The following is a 20,630-nucleotide window of genomic DNA, read 5'->3' as shown; positions in this document are numbered from 1 at the left end:
CTGCCCAGTCTAGGAGGCGGGGGTCACTCGATGCTCAGCAGACTGGTCACATCGATATCGCCGAGCGCCCGGCGCCAGGGCAGGAAGGCGAGGTCCAGCAGCACCGCAACCCCCACCACCTCGGCGCCGCAGGTCTCCACCAGCTCCGCGGTGGCACGAGCCGTGCCACCGGTGGCCAGGACGTCGTCGACCAGCAGCACCCGGGCCCCGGGGGCCAGGGCGTCGCGGTGCAGCTCCAGCGTCGCCGAGCCGTACTCGAGGTCGTAGGAGACGGCGTGGGTCTCCCGGGGGAGCTTGCCGGCCTTGCGCACCGGCACGAAGCCCGCCCCGAGCGCGAGGGCGACCGGTGGGGCGAGGATGAAGCCGCGCGCCTCCATGCCGACCACGACGTCGACGCGGGGCGCCCCGGCCTCGTCGAGCCCGGCGGTGGTGAGCCCGGCCACGACCGCCGCCAGCCCGGCGGGGTCCGAGAGGACGGGGGTGATGTCCTTGAACACCACCCCCGGCTCGGGGTGATCGGGGATGTCGAGGACCAGCCGCGAGAGTGCCTCGCGCCCGGCCTCGAGCGCCCCCGCCCTCACCGCTGCGACGACGGGTCGACGCCCGGGTCGTTGTGGATCGGCATGTCCTCGGCGAAGTTGGGCACCGCGGCGTACGGGTCGGCGGCCGCGCGCTCACGGGCCTTGGCCCGCTTCTCGGCGAGCTTCACGTCGTCCTCGGTGTTCTTCAGGTGCACCAGCATCGGGGTGGCGATGCACACCGAGGAGTAGGTGCCGGCCGCCATGCCGACGAACAGCGCCAGGGCGAGGTCCTGCAGCGAGGACGCACCCAGCTGGACGGCCCCGACGTAGAGGATCGAGCCGACCGGCAGCAGTGCCACCAGCGAGGTGTTGATCGAGCGCACGAGGGTCTGGTTGACCGCCAGGTTGGCCGCCTGCGCGTAGCTCTTGCGCGACTCGCGCATGGCGGCGGTGTTCTCGCGGACCTTGTCGAAGACCACCACGGTGTCGTAGAGCGAGAACGCCAGGATGGTCAGGATGCCGGTCACGGTGGCCGGGGTGACCTCGAAGCCGGTGAAGGCGTAGACGCCCACGGTGATGATCACGTCGTGGGCCAGCGCGACCAGCGCGGCCACCGACATCTTCCACTCGCGGAAGTAGGCCCAGATGAAGAGCACGACCAGGACCACGAAGACCACGAGACCGATCAGGGCCCGCTCGGCGATCTGACGCCCCCACGAGGCGCCGATGTCCTCCTGCGAGAGGTCGTCGGCGCTGACACCCGCGGCCGCCACGATCGCCTCGGTGACGGTGGCGGAGTCCTCGAGGCTCAGCGCCTCGACCTGGATCTGGACCGCGTCGTCGCCGGCGGTGCTGACGATCGGGTTGCCGGCCCCTTCGACCCCGGAGTCGACGACGGCCGTGCGCAGGGCGTCGGCGTCGTCCTGGGTCGCCGAGGCGACCGGCACGCGGTACTGCGTGCCGCCGGTGAACTCGATGCCGAGGTTGAGGCCCTTGTAGGACAGGCCGAACACGGCGATGGCGATGAGCACGGCCGAGACGGCGTAGAGGTACCACCGGCGACCGACGAAGTCGATCGAGCGCCTCCCGCTGTGCAGGTCGTTGCCGAGCTGTGAGAAGCGGCCCATCAGGCGTTCCCTCCGGTCGCGACGCGCGAGACACCGAGCGTCTCGGGGCTCAGCCCGGACAGGCGGTGCCCCTTGTTGAAGAAGCGGTACTTGGCCAGGTAGGAGACCATCGGGTGGGTGAACCAGAAGAACACCACCAGGTCGATGATCGTGGTCAGGCCGAGCGCGAAGGCGAAGCCCTTCACGACGCCGGCGGCGAAGATGTAGAGCACCACCGCGGCCAGCAGCGACACCGCGTCCGCGGCCAGGCAGGTGTTGCGGGCCCGCTTCCAGCCGGACTCCACCGCGACCCGCATCGACTTGCCGATGCGCATCTCGTCACGGATGCGTTCGAAGTAGACGATGAACGAGTCCGCGGTGATGCCCACGGCCACGATCAGCCCGGCGATGCCCGGCAACGTGAGGGTGAAGTTCGCGGTCTCGCTCAACAGGAGCACCATGGCGTAGGTGATGCCCGCCGCCACGAAGAGCGAGGCGATCACCACCGTGCCGAGGCCGCGGTAGTAGAGCAGGCAGTAGAGCATCACGATCGCCAGGCCGATGCCACCGGCGGTGAGACCGGCGCTGAGCTGGTCACCGGCCAGCGAGGGGCCGATGGTCTCGACCAGCGGCTGGTCCTCGAAGGCGATGGGGAGCGAGCCGTAGCGCAGGCTGGTCGCGAGGCTGTTGGCGGTCGTCTCGGTGAAGTCGCCGCTGATCTGGGCGTTGCCGTCGAGGATCCGGCCCTCCATCGTGGGGGCCGAGAGCACCTGGCCGTCCAGCACGATGGCGAACTGCTTCTCGGTGCCCACCAGGGCGTTGGAGATGTCGGCGAAGACGTCGCTGCCCTCGCCGTCGAAGGACAGCGTCACGACGTAGTTGACCTGCTGCTGCGGGATCGCGGCACCGGCGTCGTCCAGCGAGGTGCCCTCGATCATCGCCGGGGACAGCAGGTAGGCGATGCCGTCCTCGTCGCAGGTGATCAGCGGAGTGGCCGGGTCGTCGCCCATGGCCGCCGAGGCGCCCTGCTGGCACCCGCCGCTGGCCTGGAACTCGGTGAAGGCGTCGACGCAGGCGGTGGTCGGGTTGTCGATCCACTCCAGCGGCTTGGCCGCCGTCTTGTCATCGGCGGCCGCGGCGATGCAGGCGTCGTAGGCCGACTGCTTGCCACCCTTGCCCTGGGCGCCCTCGTCGGTGCCCTGGCCCTGCTCCTGGCCGTTGCCGTCCTTCTTGCCGCCGTCGCTGCCGGTGTCGGAGAGGCGGGCCCAGGAGCCCAGCGCCGCACGGTTGTTGCCCTCGCCCTGGTCACCGTCCTCCTGCGGGAGGGTGGTCGAGGGGTCGATCTGGATGCCCTCGGGCAGCCCGGTGGAGGTCGCGCAGCGTCCGTCGACGGTGGAGCACGCGACCAACCGGAACCGCAGCTGCGCGGTGCGCTGCACGGTCTCGATCAGGTTGCGGGCGTTCTCACCGGGGATCTCGACGACGATCTCGTTGCCACCCTGGGTGGTCACCTCGGCCTCGGCGACACCGGAGCCGTTCACACGGTCGTCGATGATCTGCCGGGCCTGGTCGAGCGCCTCCTCACCGGGGTCGCCCTCGGCGCGCAGCGTGATGCTCGTGCCGCCCTGGAGGTCCAGGCCGAGGGTGGGCTTCCAGGTGCCGGCCAGTGCGACCAGGCCGTAGGCGATCGCCATGGCCAGGAAGAACACCACGAGGGTGCGGCCCGGCCGGGCGGTCTTGCGTGCCATCTGCGTCAGTTCTCCTCCGGGGTGGGCGTGTGCCCCTCCCCTGGCTCGTCGATCCGGCGGCCGACCGCCCCGCGCGCGACCCTGATGGTCACACCCGGTGCGATCTCGACACGGATCGTCTCCTCGTCGATCTCGGTGAGCGTCCCGTAGACGCCCGAGGTCAACATCACGTCGTCACCGACGCTCAACGCCTGCTGCATGGCCTGGAGTTCCCGTGCCCGCCGCTGCTGGGGACGGATGGCCAGGAACCAGAACAGCACTGCGATGGCAAGGAACGGCAGGATTGCCGCGAGGTCCTGCACGACGACGTACCTCTCCGACGAGGGCGATGGTGGGCATGCGGGCGCCCGTGGGCGACCGCCGAGGCAGTGTAGCCGTGACCTAGTCCACGTCGAACAGCCCGGGGTCACTCCCGAGCGGGGCGCCCTCCGGGGCACTGAGCCCGAGGTGCGCCCAGGCGGCGGGCGTCGCGACGCGACCCCGCGGTGTGCGGGCCAGGAAGCCGAGCCGGACCAGGAACGGCTCGGCCACCTCCTCGACCGTCTCGCGCTCCTCGCCGACGGCGACCGCCAGCGTGGAGATGCCGACCGGTCCCCCGCCGAAGCGCCGGCACAGGGCGTCCAGGACGCCGCGGTCGAGACGGTCCAGCCCCAGCGGGTCGACCTCGTAGAGGTCCAGCGCGCGCTCGGCGACCTCGTGGGTCACGACCCCGTCGGCCCGGACCTGGGCGTAGTCGCGCACCCGCCGCAGCAGCCGGTTGGCGATGCGCGGGGTGCCGCGGGAGCGGGAGGCGATCTCGGCGGCGCCCTCGGGGGTCAGCGAGACCTCGAGCAGCCGCGCGGAGCGGTGCACGATCAGGTCGAGGTCGGAGGCGTCGTAGAACTCCAGCTGGGCGGTGAACCCGAAGCGGTCACGCAGCGGCCCCGGCAGCAGCCCCGCGCGGGTCGTGGCACCGACCAGGGTGAACGGCGGGATCTCCAGCGGGATCGCCGTCGCGCCCGGGCCCTTGCCGATGACGACGTCGACGCGGAAGTCCTCCATCGCCATGTAGAGCATCTCCTCCGCCGGGCGCGACATCCGGTGGATCTCGTCGATGAAGAGGACGTCGCCCTCGTTCATCCCCGAGAGGATGGCCGCGAGGTCCCCGGCGTGGGTGATGGCCGGACCGCTGGTCAGCCGCAGGGGGGCGCCCATCTCGTGGGCGATGATCATGGCCAGCGTGGTCTTGCCCAGTCCGGGCGGTCCGGACAGCAGCACGTGGTCGGGGGCCCGCTCGCGCAGCCGGGCCGCCTCGAGGACCAGCCCGAGCTGGTCGCGCACGCGGTGCTGGCCCACGACCTCCTCCAGGCTGCGCGGGCGCAGGGCGGCCTCCACGGCCCGCTCGTCGCCGAGCGCCTCCGGGGCCAGCAGGTGGTCGTCGTGCACGGCGCTCACGCCTTGGACAGGGCTCGGAGGGCAGCACGCAGGAGCGCCGCGACGTCGGGGCTCTCCCCGGGACCGGGGGCCACCTCGTCCACGGCACGGTCGGCGTCCTTGGCCGACCAGCCCAGGCCCTGCAGGCCCTGGCGGACCTGGTCACGCCAGGGCTCGCTGGCCTGCGGGGCCGCCACGGCGCGCGTGCCGAGCGGCGCACCGAGACGGTCCTTGAGCTCGAGGATGATGCGCTGCGCGCCCTTCTGCCCGATGCCCGGCACGCGGGTCAGGGTCTTGACGTCCTCACCGGCGACGGCGGCGCGCAGGTCGTCGGGGCTGAGCACGGCGAGCATCGCCTGGGCCAGCTTCGGCCCCACGCCACTGGCGGTCTGCAGCAGCTCGAAGCAGGTCTTCTCGTCCTCGTCGAGGAAGCCGAAGAGGGTCAGCGAGTCCTCCCGCACCACCATGGAGGTGGGCAGGGTCGCGGTCTGCCCGGTGCCGACCTTGGGCGCGAGCGTGGCGAGGGTGCCCGGGGTGCACATCAGCTCCAGGCCGACGCCGCCCACCTCCAGCACGGCGCTGGACAGGCTCACGGCGGCGACGGGGCCACGGACGAACGCGATCACGGGCGGAGACCTCCTCGGCTGCGGGCCACGGCCTGCTCCAGGCGGGCCTGGGCGCCGCCGCGCCAGATGTGGGTGATGGCCAGCGCCAGCGCGTCGGCGGCGTCGGCCGGCTTCGGGGCGGCGTCGAGACGCAGGATGCGGGTCACCATCGCACCGACCTGCTGCTTGGTCGCACGACCGCTGCCGGACACCGCCGCCTTCACCTCGCTCGGGGTGTGCAGCGCGATCGGCAGCCCGCGTCGGGCGGCGCACACCATCGCGATGCCGCTGGCCTGGGCGGTGCCCATGACGGTGCTGACGTCGGAGCGGGCGAAGACCCGCTCCACGGCCACCGCGTCGGGGCGGTGCTCCTCGATCCAGGCGTCCACGCCCTTCTCGATGCTCACCAGCCGCTCGGCGACCGGCAACGTGGAGCTGGTGCGGATGACGTTGACGTCCACCAGGGTCAGCGGTCGGCCGACCGAGCCCTCGACCACGCCCATGCCGCAGCGGGTCAGGCCGGGGTCGATGCCGAGCACGCGCACCGGCGTACCTCCCTCGTCAGGTCGTGGCGATCGAACGTGTGTTCGTCTCGACTCACGCTAACGGTCGGTGGGTACGTCGCCGGGTCTCGACACGCCGGTCAGAGGTCCGCCGCCTCCATGACCTCGTCGGGGATGTCGGCGTTGACGAAGACGTTCTGCACGTCGTCGAGGTCGTCCACGGCGTCGACGAGCTTGAAGACCTTCGCCGCGACGTCGGGCTCGGCGACCGGGATGTCCAGCGTCGCGACGAACTGCACCTCGGCGGAGTCGTAGTCGATGCCGGCGTCCTGCAGCGAGGTGCGCACGGCGACCACGTCGGTGGGCTCGGACTGGACCTCGAGGCTGTCGCCGTGGTCCTTGACCTCCTCGGCACCGGCGTCCAGCGTCGCCTCGAGGACGTCGTCCTCGCCGACCTCGCGCGACTCCTGGGTCTTCGGGACCACCACGACGCCCTTGCGCTCGAAGAGCCTCGAGACCGAGCCGGGGTCGGCCATCGTGCCGCCGTTGCGGGTCACCGCGGTGCGGACCTCCATGGCGGCACGGTTGCGGTTGTCGGTGAGGCACTCGACCAGGAGGGCGACGCCCTGGGGGCCGTAGACCTCGTACATGATCGTCTCGTAGTCGACGCCGCCGCCCTCGAGACCGCCGCCGCGCTTGACCGCGGAGTCGATGTTCTTGTTGGGGACCGACTGCTTCTTGGCCTTCTGGATGGCGTCGTAGAGCGTCGGGTTGCCGGCAGGATCCGGGCCACCCATCTTCGCGGCGATCTCGATGTTCTTGATCAGCTTCGCGAACAGCTTGCCGCGCTTGGCGTCGATCGCGGCCTTCTTGTGCTTCGTGGTCGCCCACTTGGAGTGCCCGGACATGCTCTTCTCTCTGGCTCAGCTACCTCGGACCAGGTCCACGAACAAGCCGTGCACCCGGGAGTCCTCGCCCACCTCGGGGTGGAACGAGGTGGCCATCAGGCAACCCTGACGGACCGCGACGATCCTACCGGCGGCACCGCCCGGTGCGCCGTCGTGGTCGACCCGGGCCAGGACCTCGACCCCGTCGCCCACCGACTCCACCCACGGTGCACGGATGAAGACGCCGTGCACCGGCGTGTCGAGCCCCGCGACCTCGACCGGCCCCTCGAAGGAGTCGACCTGGCGCCCGAAGGCGTTGCGTCGCACGGTCATGTCGATGCCGCCGAGGGTCTCCTGGCCCGCGGCGCCGTCGAGCACCCGGTCGGCCAGCATGATCATCCCCGCGCAGGTCCCGAGGACCGGGAGACCGGCTCCGATCCGCTTGCGCAGTGGGTCGAGGACCCCGAAGGTGCGAGCCAGCTTGGCCATGGTGGTGGACTCCCCACCGGGGACCACGAGCGCGTCCACCGCGTCGACCTCCTCAGGGCGGCGCACCCTCGTCGTCGCGACGCCGAGCCGCTCCAGGGCGGCGAGGTGCTCGCGCACGTCGCCCTGCAGGGCGAGCACGCCGACGGTCGGTGAGGTCACCGAGCCAGCCTAGGGTGAGCCCCGTGATCCCTGGACCGGTGGCCCTGCTCACCCGCCCGCTCCTGGCCCTGGCGCCGGTGCTGGCGCTCGGAGGATGCGCCGACGAGGACGCGAGGCCCGACCAGCCGCGCCCGCTGGCCTCGGTGTCGCCGTCGGCGTCGGTGCGTACTTCCCCGTCGGAGGCGGTCGACCAGCCGACTGCGGCGTACCTCGCCTGGCTGGGGGCGCTGGAGGACCGGGAAGCCGGGACCGCCTGCCGGCTCCAGCACCCCGAGCGCACCATCGCGCTGCGCTACGAGGCGATCCTGGTCGACCGCGCCGAGCTCGGGGACCCGTGCATCGGGTTCGAGGCGCTGCTGTGGGAGGACCCGCTGCGGGAGTACTCCCCCGTCGACGTCGAGACGACCCGGCTGACCGGGGAGAAGGCGACGCTGGCGGTCACCTTCCCCGACAGCTCGGTCACCGTCGAGCTCGAGCTGCAGCGCGCCGCCTGGCGGGTGCTCTCGGAGCAGCGTCGTACGCCGGCGAGCCCCGCCTCCGCGCAGTGGCTCGAGGTCTGGTGCGACCTCGAGGTCGGCTCGACCCGCGCGGCCGTGGTCGGGGCGATGGGCGAGCCGTCGGGTGAGTACACCGTCTCCGACGGCGGGGAGCCCCAGGTCTACTGGGCCGCCGACCAGTACGACTTCCGGGCCTACCTCGACCCGGTGGACGGCACGGTCACCGACCTGCTGGGCGACTACGACGCGCTGGCGGCCGCCGACCGGTCCCTGCTGGACTGCCCCGAGCTGCGCTGAGCCCGGGGCCGCTCAGCAGCTGGTCACCAGCCGCGCTCGGAGAGGCGGTGCGGCGCCGGGAGCTCCTCGACGTTGATGCCGACCATGGCCTCGCCGAGACCGCGGGAGACCTTGGCGACCATCGCCGGGTCGTCGTGGAAGGTCGTGGCCTTGACGATGGCCTCGGCGCGCTGCGCGGGGTTGCCGGACTTGAAGATGCCCGAGCCCACGAAGACGCCGTCGGCGCCGAGCTGCATCATCATCGCGGCGTCGGCGGGGGTGGCGATGCCGCCGGCGGTGAAGAGCACCACGGGCAGGGCACCGGTCGTCGCGACCTCCTTCACGAGGTCGTAGGGAGCCTGGAGCTCCTTGGCCGCGACGTAGAGCTCGTCCTCGCTGAGCGAGGACAGGCGACGGATCTCGCCCTTGATGGTGCGCATGTGGGTGACGGCGTTGGAGACGTCGCCGGTGCCGGCCTCGCCCTTGGAGCGGATCATCGCCGCGCCCTCGGTGATCCGGCGCAGCGCCTCACCGAGGTTGGTGGCGCCGCACACGAAGGGGACGGTGAAGTTCCACTTGTCGATGTGGTGGGCGTAGTCGGCCGGGGTCAGCACCTCGGACTCGTCGATGTAGTCGACGCCGAGGCTCTCGATGACCCGGGCCTCCATGAAGTGACCGATGCGTGCCTTGGCCATCACCGGGATGGAGACCGCCTCGATGATCCCGTCGATCATGTCGGGGTCGCTCATCCGCGACACGCCGCCCTGGGCGCGGATGTCGGCGGGCACGCGCTCGAGGGCCATCACGGCCACCGCTCCGGCGTCCTCGGCGATCTTCGCCTGCTCGGGGGTGACCACGTCCATGATCACGCCGCCCTTGAGCATCTCGGCCATCCCGCGCTTGACGCGGGTGGTGCCGGTGCCCGGCGTGGGGTGAACGGTGCTCTCAGCGGTCTCGGCCATGCGGTGAATTCTACGGACACTCCGCACGGCGGCCGATTCCGGAGGGGCTAGGACGTGTCCTAGACGGCGGGGGCGTCCCCGCCGGCAGCCTGCGCGTCGAGCGCGAGGGCCTGGCGCCGGACCTTGGCCACGCGGAAGACGACCGTGTAGGTGTTGGCGAAGACCAGGATCCACAGCGCGGCGTACATCAGGAACGCGACGTCGAAGATCGCGCCCAGCCCGGTGGCGACGAGGATCAGCACGAGCCGGTCGGCGCGCTCGGCCAGGCCGCCCTTGGCGTCCATGCCGAGCGACTCGGCGCGGGCGCGGGCGTAGGAGGTCACCGAGCCCATCACCAGGCAGTAGAGCGCGACCGCGGTGTAGAGCGTGGAGTCGCCGGGCCCGGCGAAGAACAGCACCAGCCCGCCGAAGACGGCGCCGTCACCGATGCGGTCCAGCGTGGAGTCCCAGAACGCCCCGAACCTCGAGGACCGGCCCAGCGTGCGGGCCATCTGCCCGTCGATGAGGTCGCTGAAGACGAACGCGGTGATCACCAGGACCCCGGTCAGCAACATCCCCTGGGGGAAGAAGACCAGCGCACCGGCGGCGACGCCGAGGGTGCCGACGAGGGTCACGACGTCGGGGCTGATCCCGAGCCTGATGAAGAGTCGCACGAACGGCGCGAGCATCACGCCCTGCCAGAAGCCCTTGAACCTGTCCAACATGGTGGCAGCAGGCTAGCGGTCGGCCAGCAGGTCGGCCGCCTCGGCCACCGCGGAGGGCACGCCGGCGAGGTACCACGTGCGGCCGGCGGCCTCGACGTGGCGGACCTCGCCGCCCAGGGCGCGGACGACCGCAGCGCCGGGCATCCAGTCCCACGGCGGCACGGTGTGCTGGCAGACCAGGTGCACGCGGCCGTCCGCGACGACCATCGCGTCCATCGTCCCCGACCCCAGCATCCGCAGCGTGGCCGCGCGTGCGGCGAAGCGGTCGAAGGCACGGGCGACCTCGGTGCCGAGCCACGGCGGGTGGAGGTACGTCGCCACGCAGGCCTGCCCGAGGGCACGGTCGACCAGCGGCGCGAGCAGCTCGCCGTTGCGGGTCGGCGCGACGTCGCGGCCGCCCACCCACGTGGTGGCCGAGACGTCGTGCCTCACCGCGCCCAGCACCGGGTCGCCGTCGACCTCGAGGGCCAGCGCGGAGCACCACCAGTCCAGCCCCTGGGCGAAGTTGTAGGTGCCGTCGACGGGGTCCAGCACCCAGGTGCGGCCGGAGCGGCTCGGGCGCGAGGCCCCCTCCTCGCCGAGCACCCCGTCGTCGGGACGCAGGGCCGCCAGCCGCTCGGCGACCAGCGCCTCGGCGGCGTGGTCGGCGGCGGTGACGATGTCCGAGACACCGGACTTGGTGTCCCGGTCGAGGTCGGCGCCCCGCTCACGGCGCATCAGCCGTGCCAGCGCGGCAGCCTCGGTGACCAGGGCTGCGGCCAGCACCTCGTCGGCCTGGACGTCATCAGGGACGGCACTCACCCGCGGAAGGCTAGCCAGACCCGACGACACGACGGTGACACGCGGGTGGCCGCCGGGGGTGCGCGTAGTGTCGAAGGACGGGGCCATCCAGGCCTCCGAGCCAAAGGTCCGCACATGAGCGACAAGTCGCCCGGGCACGGCAAGTCCCCCAAGTCGGGGAAGAGCATCAAGGAGAAGCGCGCCGAGAAGCGCGCGAAGGCGGTGGCCTCCGACGTCGTCGACCCGCTCGGTCAGCCGGGCAGGAAGCGCTGAACCTGCGGCCGACGTCGGGTGCCGTCAGGCCCAGGCGTCGGCCAGCAGGGCGCGGGTGTCGCCCAGGAGCTCGGGGAGGGTCTTGGTGCGGCCGATGATCGGCATGAAGTTCTGGTCACCGGGCCAGCGCGGCACGACGTGCTGGTGCAGGTGGGCGGCGATGCCGGCACCGGCGACCTCGCCCTGGTTCATGCCGAGGTTGAAGCCGCCGGCGCGCGAGACGCGGCGCACGGTGCGCATCGCCGCCCGGGTGAGGTCGGCGATCTCGGCCGCCTCCTCGTCGGTGGTCTCGGTGTAGTCGGCGATGTGGCGGTAGGGGCAGACCATCAGGTGACCCGGCGCGTAGGGATAGAGGTTGAGCAGCACGAACGCGAGCTCCCCGCGACGCACCACCAGTCCCTCGTCGTCGGGCAGCCCGGGCACCCGGCAGAACGGGCACTGCCCCGACGTGGCGTCCTCGGGCTTGTTCTCGCCACGGATGTAGGCCATCCGGTGCGGGGTCCAGAGCCGGTCGAGGTGGTCGGTCTCCCCCACGCCGTCCTGGCGGAGCGGGTCCTCGGTGTCGCTCACTGCTGACCTCCCGCGGCGGCCGCGAGAAGCTCCTCGACGGGCTGGTCGCGGTGCAGCGCGAGGCCGAGCGAGCGGGCGTGCCCGTCGAGGATGAACCAGACCGAGTCGGTGACCAGGGAGACCAGCACCGGGGCCGGCGGCGTGCGCTCGGGCCGGGCCATCCAACGGCGTACGGCGGAGAAGACCGCGCCCACGAGGCCGAAGACCAGCGGGTCGACCGCGTCGGACTCGTCCTGGCTCATCTCGACGCCCAGCAGCCCCACCGCGGTGCTGATCAGCTCGACGACCTGGTGGGCGATCCGCTCGATGCCCTGCTGCAGCGGGCCGGTGCCGTCGACGGAGGAGTCCTGCTCGGCGAGCCGGTGCAGCGCCGGGTGGGCCACCGCCCAGCTGACGTAGGTGGAGACGATGCGCTCGATGATCTGCGGGATGGTGCCGTCCAGGGTGACCGCCGGGAGCAGCTCCCCGGAGAGGTCGTCGACGATGGCGGTCTGCACCGCGCGGTCGAGGTCGGCGCGGTCGGAGAAGTGCCGGTAGACCACCGTGCGGCTCAGGCCGGCCCGCTCGGCGATCTGCTGGACGTGAACCTCGGCGCCCGGCTCGTGCGCCTCGACGACCGCGATGGCGGCGTCGAGGATCTGCTGGCGCCGCTCCTGGTTGTGACGGTCCCACCGGGCCTGCCGCCCGTCGGGGCGCACCGGGCTCGTGGGCATGCCTGGCTCCTCCCGGACGACGGCTCGGATCGGGTCAGCGCGTGCTGCGCGCCTTCGGCCTGGAAGCGTACCGGGGACGGGCCACCCGCTCGCGACGTGCCTCGACCGCCACGCGGAGCATCTCCTCGCGGTCCACGATCTTGGCGCGCACCCGACCGCCGGCGGCGCCGCGACGACGCTCCTCGGCGTCGAGGGCACGCCAGTCGGAGAGATCGAGCACCGTGACGCCGCGGCTGGCCAGCAGTGCGCCGAGGTCGGCGGCGTCACGTGCGGGAGGTCCGACCAGCCCTGCGTCGAGGTCGTCGAGCAGCCTGGCGACGGTCTCCTGGGCGCAGGACTTGTTGGTCCCGATGAACCCGGTGGGGCCGCGCTTGACCCAGCCGGCGACGTAGGTACCGGGCTCGACCCGGCCGCGGTCGCTGGGGACGGTGCCGGTGGCGGGGTCGTAGGGCAGGTCCGCGACCTCGCGGCCGTGGTAGCCCACCGCGCGCAGGACCAGCCCGCACTCGAGCACCTCGGTCCCACCGGTGCCGACCGCGCGCAGCGTGCCGTCGGGGCCCGGCTGCAGCGAGGTGCGTTCGACCTCGAGCCCGGTCACGCGCTCCTCGCCGAGCACGGCCAGGGGCTGGGTGAGGAAGCGCAGCACGATCCGACGGCGCGACGGGTCGGTGGGCAGGCTGCGCAGCCGGGCGAGCTGGCGACCCACCGGGGTGTCGGCCGGAAGGTCGGCTCCCCCGGTCTCGACGACCACGTCGACCACCCCCTGCTCGGCGAGCGCGACGAGGCCGACCAGCTCGGGCAGCGTGAAGGCGGCCTGGGCGGGGCCCCTGCGCCCGAGCACCACGACCTCGCGGACCCGGCTCTGGGCCAGCTGCGCCCACGGCAACCCGGCGATGTCGGTACCGCGGAGCCGCTCCGGGTCGAGCGTGAGCACCCGCGCGACGTCGAGGGCCACGTTGCCGTTGCCCACCACCACGACCCGCTCGTGACCGAGGTCCACGGCGAGGTCCTGGTGGTCGGGGTGGCCGTTGTACCAGCCCACGACCTCGGTCGCCGACAGCGAGCCCGGCAGGTCCTCACCGGGGACGTGCAACGGCTTGTCGGCCGAGGCGCCCACGGTCCAGATCACCGCGTCGTAGCGCTCGTCGAGCTCGGCGCGGGAGACGTCGCGACCGACCTCCACGCCCAGGAGGTACCCGAAAGCCGGCTGCTCCTCGATCTGCCGGAAGAGCCGCTCGGCCTGCTTGGTGCGCTGGTGGTCCGGCGCCACCCCGGCCCGGACCAGCCCGTGCGGGGTGGGCAGCCGGTCGAGCACGTCCACGCGCAGCTCGGGGTGCTTGAGCAGCTCGTCGGCGGCGTACAGACCGGCGGGCCCGGCGCCCACCACGGCCACCCGCACCGGGCGCGGGTCACGCAGCCGGCGCTGGGGCGGCACGACGGCGACGGGGGCGCGGTCCGCGTGCGGGAAGACCTCGAAGTACTCCGCGTTCAGCGCGAGGAACGGCTCCTCGGCCGGCGTGAGCAGGGTGTGCGGCTTGATGGCGTCCACCGGGCAGGCGGTCGCGCACGCGCCGCAGTCGACGCAGCCGTCGGGGTCGATGTAGAGCATCTCCGCAGTGGCGAAGTCGGGGTCGCCGGGCGCGGGGTGGATGCAGTTGACGGGGCAGGCCAGGACGCACGAGGCGTCCGAGCAGCACGACTGGGTGACGACGTACGGCACGGGGCGCTCGCTGCCTCAGGCGGCCGCGGACGCGGGCTCGCTGCGGAAGCGCGAGGCGCGGCCGTCGATGCCCATGGCCCGCCAGACCCGTCGCGAGGCCGGGTTCATCATGCCGGTGCGCTCGGCGAGCATCCGCACGTCGCCGAACAGGTCGCGCAGGAACTTCTTGGACTCAGGAGCGTCCCAGTAGACCTGCTTCATGACCTCGGCGGGAATGCCCATGTCGCGCTGGGCCCGCCTGCTGGGGACGAGGATCTCGTTGCACAGCCACCGCATGATCACCGGGACGAGCAGGCTCAGCACGAATCGCTCGCCCCGCTTGAGGCGCGGGGCCTTGTGCTCGAGGTACTGGTGGGCGAAGCCGATGTGGCGGGCCTCCTCGGCGACGTGGATCTGCATGATCCGCTGCAGCAGCGGGTGCATGTCGTCACCGGCGCGCAGGATCGACTTCTGGACGTGGTCGATCGGCTCCTCGCCGGCGAGCACGCCGTAGAAGAAGCCGAAGGGCACCCACTTGGCGAAGAGCGGCAGCACCGGGGCGAGCATCCGGAACAGCAGGGTGCCGCCCTTCACGTCCTGGCCGGAGCGGTTCACGAACTCCTGGAACATCTGGGTGTGGTGGCACTCCTCGGTCGCCTCGTGCGTGGAGTAGCGGAACTCCGCGCTGTTGTTGGGCAACGAGAAGGCGTAGTTCATCAGCCCCGCGATGAGGATCTGCTCGAACTGCAGGCCGACCTTGGTGACGTTGGCCTGGCGGTAGAGCCCGATGCGGACCTGTTCGTCCTGCGGCAGCGAGCGGTACCACTCGGTGCGGCCCAGCACGTCGGCGGTCGGGAGGATCCACCGCCGGTCGTGCGGGTCGATGGCGTAGTCGGGGTGGTCCCAGGCGATGTCCTTGAACGCGTCGAAGTGCTGGTGCACCGAGGCCTCGGAGAGGGTCTGCAGGCGCTGCTCGTAGCTCGGCGCGCTGGGCTCGGTGCCGGTGGGGATCTGCGTCGCGGTCATCACTCATCACCTCGTGGGAAGACGTCGTCGTCGATGTGACGACGTTAGTGCGACACGATGTCGGTGTAAATAGGTAAGCGCGACAGCGTGTCGCATTTACTGTTACCCGTCGGTAGCCCTACGCGTGGCCGAGAACCACCGTCCGAGGTCCCGCGAGATCCCGGGGCAGGTGACGTTGTGGTCGCGGCTGGCCTCGAGCCACTGGCCCAGCACCGGCTCGCCGCCCTGGATGGACCAGTCGGCGCCACAGCGCTCGAGGGCCTCCGCACGCGAGGTCTCCCCCGCCGCCCGCCACTCCGGCACGCCGAGAGCCAGGTCGCCCACGATCTGCTCCCACAGGTACGGCGTCGAGTACACGCCCACCCGGTAGCCGGCGTCCTCGTAGCCACGCCGCGCACCCTCGACGACCGCGGCGTTCGCGACCGGGTCCCCGGACCACTCGAAGAGCGCGACGGGCTCGACGTCCAGCCACACCAGCGGGGTGTCCAGGCCGACCGCCCGCATCGAGCGGATGTTGTACAACGCCTGCTGGTAGCCGACGTTGCGCAGGGCGCCCACGACGGACGCGCCGTCGTGGGGGCCGTCGTCGCCGAACTGCTCGAGGGCCTGGTCGTCGGGGTAGCTCAGGACGGCGTAGGCCGAGAGCAGCAGCCCGCGCTCGCGCACCCAGGCGACCTGCTCGGCCAGGCACGGGTTGGGGTAGAAGCCCGGCCCGTTGGTGAGCCCGACGACGACGTACTCCATGTCCGGGGTGGGCATCGGAAGCCCCAGCGTGCGTCGCTGCGGGATGCCGAGCCCCTTGGGGCACTGCGGCCAGGAGATGTCGCCGCCCAGCACGGGCGAGCCGTCGCGGGCGGCGATCGTGGGCTGCTGGCCGGCCAGCTGCTCGGCGGCGTCGGCCAGGTCGCGCATCGCCTCCACGTCCTCGAGGCTCAGGCCCTCGGCCCCGACCTCGCCCTCCTGCGCGCCCTCGCCGATCGCCGGGAACGGTGCGGGAGCGCCGTCGGGTCGCGCGGAGGCCGAGGCCTCCGGCTGCGGCGCGGACCCTCCGCCGCACCCGGTCAGGACCAGCGCGAGGGTCAGCGCCCACCCGCTGGTCGAGGTGCGAGCGGAGCGAGCCACGAGACCCCGGTCAGACCTGTTCGCGCGAGGCGACCGCGGCCGCGACCCGGGCGATGGCCTCCTCGATCGGCACGCCGTTGTCCTGGCGGCCGTCGCGGTAGCGGAAGGAGACCGCGCCCTTCTCGACGTCGTCGTCGCCGGCGATCATCATGAACGGCACCTTCTGCAGCTGCGCGTTGCGGATCTTCTTCTGCATCCGGTCATCGGAGTCGTCGACCTCGACCCGCAGGCCCTGGACCTTCATCCGCCTGGCGATGTCGTAGAGGTAGTCCACGTGCCGCTCGGCGATCGGGATCGCCTCGACCTGGACCGGCGCGAGCCACGGGGGGAAGGCGCCGGCGTAGTGCTCGACGAGGACGCCGAAGAACCGCTCCAGGGAGCCGAACTTCGCCGAGTGGATCATCACCGGCTGGTGCTTGGCCCCGTCGGCGCCGTTGTACTCGAGCTCGAAGCGGGCGGGCTGGTTGAAGTCGTACTGGATGGTCGACATCTGCCAGGTCCGGCCGATGGCGTCCTTGGCCTGGACGGAGATCTTCGGGCCGTAGAACGCCGCGCCGCCCGGGTCGGGGACCAGCTCGAGGCCGGAGTCGATCGCGACGTCCTCGAGCACCTTGGTCGCCACGGCCCAGTCCTCCTCCGAGCCCACGAACTTGTCGGGCTTGGAGTCGTCGCGGGTGGACAGCTCGAGGTAGAAGTCGTCGATCCCGAAGTCGCGCAGCAGCCCCAGCACGAAATCGAGCAGGTGCTTGATCTCGCCGGGCGCCTGCTCGGCGGTGACGTAGGAGTGCGAGTCGTCCTGGGTCAGGCCGCGGACGCGGGTCAGGCCGTGGACCACTCCGGACTTCTCGTAGCGGTAGACCGAGCCGAACTCGAAGAGCCGCAGCGGCAGCTCGCGGTAGGAGCGCCCGCGCGAGCGGTAGATCAGGTTGTGCATGGGGCAGTTCATCGGCTTGACCATGTAGTTCGAGCCCTCGAACTCCATGGGCGGGAACATGGTGTCGGCGTAGTACGGCAGGTGACCGGAGGTGTAGAAGAGCTGGTCCTTGGTCAGGTGCGGGGTGCCGACGTACTCGAAGCCCTCCTCGATGTGGCGCTGGCGGACGTAGTCCTCCATCACGCGCTTGATCACGCCGCCCTTGGGGTGGAAGACCGCGAGGCCGGAGCCGATCTCGTCGGGGAAGGAGAACAGGTCGAGGTCGCGGCCGAGCTTGCGGTGGTCGCGGCGCTCGGCCTCCTCGATGCGGTGCAGGTGCTCCTCGAGCGCCTCCTTGGACTCCCAGGCGGTGCCGTAGATGCGCTGGAGCATCTTGTTCTTCTCGTCCCCGCGCCAGTACGCCGCTGCGGACCGCATCAGCTTGAAGGCGGGGATCCGCTTGGTGGTCGGCAGGTGCGGGCCGCGGCACAGGTCGGACCAGGCGACGTCCCCGTTGCGGCGGATGTTGTCGTAGATGGTCAGCTCGCCGGCGCCGACCTCGGCGCTCGCGCCCTCGGCCGCGCTCTCGGCGTTGCCCGAGCCCTTCAGGCCGATCAGCTCGATCTTGTAGGGCTCGTCCTGCAGCTCGTTGATCGCGTCGGCGTCGGTGGTGACCCGGCGCTCGAAGCGCTGCCCCTCCTTGATGATCTTGCGCATCGCGGTCTCGATCTTGGCGAGGTCCTCGGGCACGAACGGCTTCTCGACGTCGAAGTCGTAGTAGAAGCCGTCGGTGACCGGCGGGCCGATGCCGAGCTTGGCCTCGGGGAAGAGCTGCTGCACCGCCTGGGCCATCACGTGCGCGGTGGAGTGGCGCAGGATGTCGTGACCGTCCTTGGAGTCGATCGGCACCGACTCCACGACGTCACCGTCGGCGAGCACGTAGGAGAGGTCCTTCAGCGCCGGGTCGGTCGAGCCCGTCGAGACCACGCGGGCGGCGACGACGTCGGTCTCGTCCTTGAACAGCTCCCACGCCTTGGTGCCCGTGGTGACCGTCCGGTCCTGACGCTCCTCGGCGTGGACGCGGACGATGCTCAGCTCGGACACAGCGGTGCTCCTGTTCGGTGGGTTCCACGCCCGGTCCCGGGCGTGCGTGCAGGGTATCGACCGACTCCGGCCGTGCCCCACTCGATATGGCTCGACGTGCGCGCGCTCAGCTGCGCTGGATCGTCGTGCTCACCGCGTCGGCGGGCGGCTCGACCGGGTAGCGGTCCTTGGGCCCGAGACCGATCGCCGCGACGGTGGCCTGCGTGCCGTTGAGGTGGTCGCGCAGCGTGAACGTGATCGTCCCGGCGGCGAGGTCCCAGGTGGCCTCGACGTCCTTGAGCCTGCCGCTCATCTCGGTGCTGTAGTCGGTCCACACCCCGTTGAGCCGCGGCTCGTCGCCGACCAGGATCGACTCCACGGCGACCCGCACGTCACGCTTCTGCTGGCGGTACATCAGCAGCACCCGGTCGCTGGCCACCAGCTCGGGCACCTCCACGGTCACGGTGAGTGCCTCGTCGTCGAAGGTGCCCTCGATGCCGGTGACCACCGCGGGGTCCGGGTCGACCGACGGCTCCGCGCTGGGCTCGTCGCTGACATCCGCAGAGGGGTCGGTCGTGGGATCCGCGCTCGTGCTCGCCGACGGCGTGGGGCTGCTGTCGTCGGCCGCGGTCTCCGCGGTGTCCGAGCCGCATCCGACCAGGGCCGTCAACAGGAACGGGACGACCGCGGCGTACGCCGTGCGCTGGAGTCGCATGGATCCACCATGCCACGGATCGGGGCCGGCGGCGCGTGACCGACGTACTAGCAACAAGGCGAAAGGCCCCCTGATCAGCGGATTCGCTGCCAGAGGGCCTCTGCGCACGGTGGGCGATACTGGGTTCGAACCAGTGACCTCTTCGGTGCGACGGCAGAGCCGCGCTACCACGCCTCAGATCAAGCAACGGTGGGCGATACTGGGTTCGAACCAGTGACCTCTTCGGTGCGACGACAGAGCCGCGCTACCACGCCTCAGATCAAGCAACGGTGGGCGATACTGGGTTCGAACCAGTGACCTCTTCGGTGTGAACGAAGCGCGCTACCACTGCGCCAATCGCCCGTGCGGTGGCCGACTGTAGCGCATGGCGCAGCGCTCCCCCGCATCGGCATCCACGGCCCCGCGCGAGCCTGCGCACGGCCCCTCCCGCAACGTCTCGGAAATCTCCTGAAGGTTTCCGCGTCACGAGCCGATGGGAACAGCGTCCCTCCCACAGAGACGGCCGCCCGGCCGCCTCCGGGCCAGCCAGGAGGACTGATGCCGAACCACTCCGAGCCGATGCACGGCGCGCCGCTCACGGTCCTCGTCTCCGAGGTGCGGATGACGTGCCTGGAGTCCGCCGGCGAGCGCGGCGGCGAGCTGCCGGCGTCCCTGGTCTACGACCCCGAGGACCCGTACGCCGTGGCGCTGGTCTTCCACGCCTCCGAGGGTGACGTGACCTGGATGGTCTCCCGCGAGCTGCTGGTGACCGGGGCGCGCGGCCCGGCCGGTGACGGCGACGTCATGGTGTGGCCGACCCTGACCCCGGACCTCGACGACGCGGTGGTGATCCGGCTGCAGGCCCCCTCGGGGCGCCTGGTGCTCCGGCTCGCGATGCCCGAGCTCGACGACTTCCTGGCCCGTTCCCTCTGCCTGGTGCTGTGGGGCACCGAGTCAGCGCACCTGGACCTCGACGCCCTGGTCGCCGACCTGCTGACGCCTCGCGGGCGCCCTGCCTAGAGGGAGAACCCCTCGGGCTCCCGCTCCGCCCACGCCCGTGCTGCGGCAAGGGTGAGCGGTCCGGGCTCGGCCCAGGTGCGTCCGTCCCACCGCAGGACCGGCTGCACGTCGCGGGTGGTCGACACGAGGAACACCTCGTCGGCCTGCGCCGCCACCTGCGCGAGCGGAGCGTCGACCTCGTGGCCGCCGCACCACTGCAGCACCAGCGCCCGCGTGACGCCGGCCAGGCAGCCGCTGGCCAGCGTGGGCGTGCGCAGCTCGCCGTCGACGGCGTAGAAGATGTTGGAGCCGGTGCCCTCGCACAGGTCGCCGACGGTGTTCGCGAACACCGCCTCGTCGGCCCCCTGGGACTTCGCGTGCGCGAGGGCGATGACGTTCTCGGCGTACGACGTCGTCTTCAGCCCCGCGGTCGCCCCGCGCTCGTTGCGCGGCCAGGGGACCGCGACGACGGCACTGCTCGCGGCCGAAGGCGGCATCGCGTCGGCCACGACGGTGATCGTCTGCCCCTCGTCGCCACGCCCCGACCCCATCGGCGCCGGGCCCCCGGTGACGGTGATCCGCAGCCGGCCGAGCGGGAGGTGCGCCGTCCCCAGGACCGCGCGCACGCCGGCGAGGACGGACTCCCGGTCCGGCTCGTCCAGGCCCAGCCCGGTCGCGCTGCGTCCCAGCCGGTCGAGGTGGGGTCCCAGGGCGAACGGGCGACCGTCGACGACCTTGAGCGTCTCGAAGACCCCGTCGCCGACGGTGAGCCCGTGGTCGGTGACCCGGACGGCCCTCGCGTGCGGGTCGGGGAGCAGGGAACCGTCCACCCAGGCGTGCATGGTGGTCACTGTAGGCCTCGCCGGACGGCCGCAGGAGCACCGTGTT

At 71.8% G+C, this 20,630-nt stretch carries 23 protein-coding genes and 1 tRNA gene; 3 read left to right on the top strand and 21 right to left on the bottom strand.

Annotated features, from left to right (window positions below):
* Positions 1–23: 23 nt before the first annotated feature.
* The 9 genes from BKA05_RS07685 to pdxT all read right to left on the bottom strand — a co-directional run bounded on the left by BKA05_RS07685 (position 24) and on the right by pdxT (position 7,431).
* Positions 24–581 carry an adenine phosphoribosyltransferase gene (locus BKA05_RS07685; RefSeq protein WP_179530905.1) on the bottom strand — a complete coding sequence of 186 codons (558 nt, stop codon included), beginning with the start codon at positions 579–581 and terminating at the stop codon, positions 24–26.
* Complete coding sequence (gene secF, locus BKA05_RS07680; protein WP_179530904.1) at positions 578–1,648, bottom strand: protein translocase subunit SecF; 1,071 nt, start codon at positions 1,646–1,648, stop codon at positions 578–580. The genes BKA05_RS07685 and secF overlap by 4 nt, the downstream gene beginning before the upstream one ends.
* Positions 1,648–3,375, bottom strand: coding sequence for a protein translocase subunit SecD (secD, locus tag BKA05_RS07675; protein ID WP_179530903.1), 1,728 nt, complete (start codon positions 3,373–3,375; stop codon positions 1,648–1,650). Before secD ends, secF begins: the two co-directional genes overlap by 1 nt.
* Before the next feature lie 5 nt (positions 3,376–3,380).
* Positions 3,381–3,677: a preprotein translocase subunit YajC gene (gene yajC, locus BKA05_RS07670; RefSeq protein WP_179530902.1), complete on the bottom strand. Its 297-nt coding sequence runs from the start codon at positions 3,675–3,677 to the stop codon at positions 3,381–3,383.
* A 79-nt stretch (positions 3,678–3,756) separates the two neighbouring features.
* On the bottom strand, positions 3,757–4,809 hold the full coding sequence (ruvB, locus tag BKA05_RS07665) for a Holliday junction branch migration DNA helicase RuvB (protein ID WP_179530901.1): 1,053 nt from the start codon (positions 4,807–4,809) through the stop codon (positions 3,757–3,759).
* Entirely contained in the window at positions 4,806–5,414 is a 609-nt protein-coding gene (gene ruvA / locus BKA05_RS07660) for a Holliday junction branch migration protein RuvA (protein ID WP_179530900.1), read from the bottom strand. The genes ruvB and ruvA overlap by 4 nt, the downstream gene beginning before the upstream one ends.
* A complete protein-coding gene (gene ruvC / locus BKA05_RS07655; RefSeq protein ID WP_179530899.1) occupies positions 5,411–5,938 on the bottom strand; it encodes a crossover junction endodeoxyribonuclease RuvC in 528 nt (175 codons plus the stop codon). The genes ruvA and ruvC overlap by 4 nt, the downstream gene beginning before the upstream one ends.
* 98 nt (positions 5,939–6,036) lie before the next feature.
* Positions 6,037–6,804: a YebC/PmpR family DNA-binding transcriptional regulator gene (locus BKA05_RS07650; protein ID WP_179530898.1), complete on the bottom strand. Its 768-nt coding sequence runs from the start codon at positions 6,802–6,804 to the stop codon at positions 6,037–6,039.
* A gap of 15 nt (positions 6,805–6,819) precedes the next feature.
* Complete coding sequence (pdxT, locus tag BKA05_RS07645; protein WP_298754984.1) at positions 6,820–7,431, bottom strand: pyridoxal 5'-phosphate synthase glutaminase subunit PdxT; 612 nt, start codon at positions 7,429–7,431, stop codon at positions 6,820–6,822.
* A gap of 23 nt (positions 7,432–7,454) precedes the next feature.
* Between pdxT and BKA05_RS07640 the strand changes: the two genes are divergently transcribed.
* Positions 7,455–8,225 carry a hypothetical protein gene (locus BKA05_RS07640; protein WP_179530897.1) on the top strand — a complete coding sequence of 257 codons (771 nt, stop codon included), beginning with the start codon at positions 7,455–7,457 and terminating at the stop codon, positions 8,223–8,225.
* Between the two features lie 23 nt (positions 8,226–8,248).
* Here BKA05_RS07640 and pdxS read toward each other — a convergent pair whose 3' ends face one another.
* The 3 genes from pdxS to BKA05_RS07625 are packed head-to-tail and all read right to left on the bottom strand — an operon-like array spanning position 8,249 to position 10,671.
* Positions 8,249–9,166 carry a pyridoxal 5'-phosphate synthase lyase subunit PdxS gene (pdxS, locus tag BKA05_RS07635; protein WP_179530896.1) on the bottom strand — a complete coding sequence of 306 codons (918 nt, stop codon included), beginning with the start codon at positions 9,164–9,166 and terminating at the stop codon, positions 8,249–8,251.
* 59 nt (positions 9,167–9,225) lie between these two features.
* The gene (pgsA, locus tag BKA05_RS07630) at positions 9,226–9,870 is read right to left on the bottom strand and encodes a phosphatidylinositol phosphate synthase (RefSeq protein WP_179530895.1); all 645 of its coding nucleotides are present in this window, start codon (positions 9,868–9,870) and stop codon (positions 9,226–9,228) included.
* Positions 9,871–9,882: 12 nt separating this feature from the next.
* Entirely contained in the window at positions 9,883–10,671 is a 789-nt protein-coding gene (locus BKA05_RS07625) for an inositol monophosphatase family protein (protein WP_343045565.1), read from the bottom strand.
* Positions 10,672–10,785: 114 nt separating this feature from the next.
* On the opposite strand from BKA05_RS07625, the gene BKA05_RS07620 reads away from it, so the two are divergent.
* On the top strand, positions 10,786–10,923 hold the full coding sequence (locus BKA05_RS07620) for a hypothetical protein (RefSeq protein ID WP_179530893.1): 138 nt from the start codon (positions 10,786–10,788) through the stop codon (positions 10,921–10,923).
* A gap of 24 nt (positions 10,924–10,947) precedes the next feature.
* On the opposite strand, the gene BKA05_RS07615 is transcribed toward BKA05_RS07620, so the two are convergent.
* The 8 genes from BKA05_RS07615 to BKA05_RS07580 all read right to left on the bottom strand — a co-directional run bounded on the left by BKA05_RS07615 (position 10,948) and on the right by BKA05_RS07580 (position 19,106).
* Positions 10,948–11,493, bottom strand: a complete 546-nt coding sequence (locus BKA05_RS07615) for an HIT family protein (protein ID WP_343045564.1) — start codon at positions 11,491–11,493, stop codon at positions 10,948–10,950.
* Positions 11,490–12,206: a TetR/AcrR family transcriptional regulator gene (locus BKA05_RS07610; protein ID WP_179530892.1), complete on the bottom strand. Its 717-nt coding sequence runs from the start codon at positions 12,204–12,206 to the stop codon at positions 11,490–11,492. Before BKA05_RS07610 ends, BKA05_RS07615 begins: the two co-directional genes overlap by 4 nt.
* A 34-nt stretch (positions 12,207–12,240) precedes the next feature.
* A complete protein-coding gene (locus BKA05_RS07605; RefSeq protein WP_179530891.1) occupies positions 12,241–13,926 on the bottom strand; it encodes an FAD-dependent oxidoreductase in 1,686 nt (561 codons plus the stop codon).
* Between the two features lie 15 nt (positions 13,927–13,941).
* Entirely contained in the window at positions 13,942–14,931 is a 990-nt protein-coding gene (locus tag BKA05_RS07600; RefSeq protein WP_179530890.1) for an AurF N-oxygenase family protein, read from the bottom strand.
* A 102-nt stretch (positions 14,932–15,033) separates the two neighbouring features.
* Positions 15,034–16,053, bottom strand: coding sequence for a glycoside hydrolase family 25 domain-containing protein (locus tag BKA05_RS07595; protein ID WP_179530889.1), 1,020 nt, complete (start codon positions 16,051–16,053; stop codon positions 15,034–15,036).
* Between the two features lie 10 nt (positions 16,054–16,063).
* Positions 16,064–18,070, bottom strand: a complete 2,007-nt coding sequence (thrS, locus tag BKA05_RS07590) for a threonine--tRNA ligase (RefSeq protein WP_179530888.1) — start codon at positions 18,068–18,070, stop codon at positions 16,064–16,066.
* 106 nt (positions 18,071–18,176) lie between these two features.
* On the bottom strand, positions 18,177–18,764 hold the full coding sequence (locus tag BKA05_RS07585; protein ID WP_179530887.1) for a hypothetical protein: 588 nt from the start codon (positions 18,762–18,764) through the stop codon (positions 18,177–18,179).
* Between the two features lie 270 nt (positions 18,765–19,034).
* Positions 19,035–19,106: transfer RNA gene (locus BKA05_RS07580), tRNA-Val, on the bottom strand.
* Between the two features lie 195 nt (positions 19,107–19,301).
* Between BKA05_RS07580 and BKA05_RS07575 the strand changes: the two genes are divergently transcribed.
* On the top strand, positions 19,302–19,763 hold the full coding sequence (locus BKA05_RS07575) for an SsgA family sporulation/cell division regulator (RefSeq protein ID WP_179530886.1): 462 nt from the start codon (positions 19,302–19,304) through the stop codon (positions 19,761–19,763).
* Here BKA05_RS07575 and BKA05_RS07570 read toward each other — a convergent pair.
* A complete protein-coding gene (locus tag BKA05_RS07570) occupies positions 19,760–20,584 on the bottom strand; it encodes an aminotransferase class IV (RefSeq protein ID WP_179530885.1) in 825 nt (274 codons plus the stop codon). The two genes, BKA05_RS07575 and BKA05_RS07570, sit on opposite strands and share 4 nt — an antisense overlap.
* Positions 20,585–20,630 lie beyond the last annotated feature (46 nt).

This window comes from Nocardioides marinus (assembly GCF_013408145.1).
GTDB lineage: Bacteria > Actinomycetota > Actinomycetes > Propionibacteriales > Nocardioidaceae > Nocardioides > Nocardioides marinus.
Note: the sequence above shows the minus strand (reverse complement) of the source record. Positions and strands in the feature narration are given on the sequence as shown.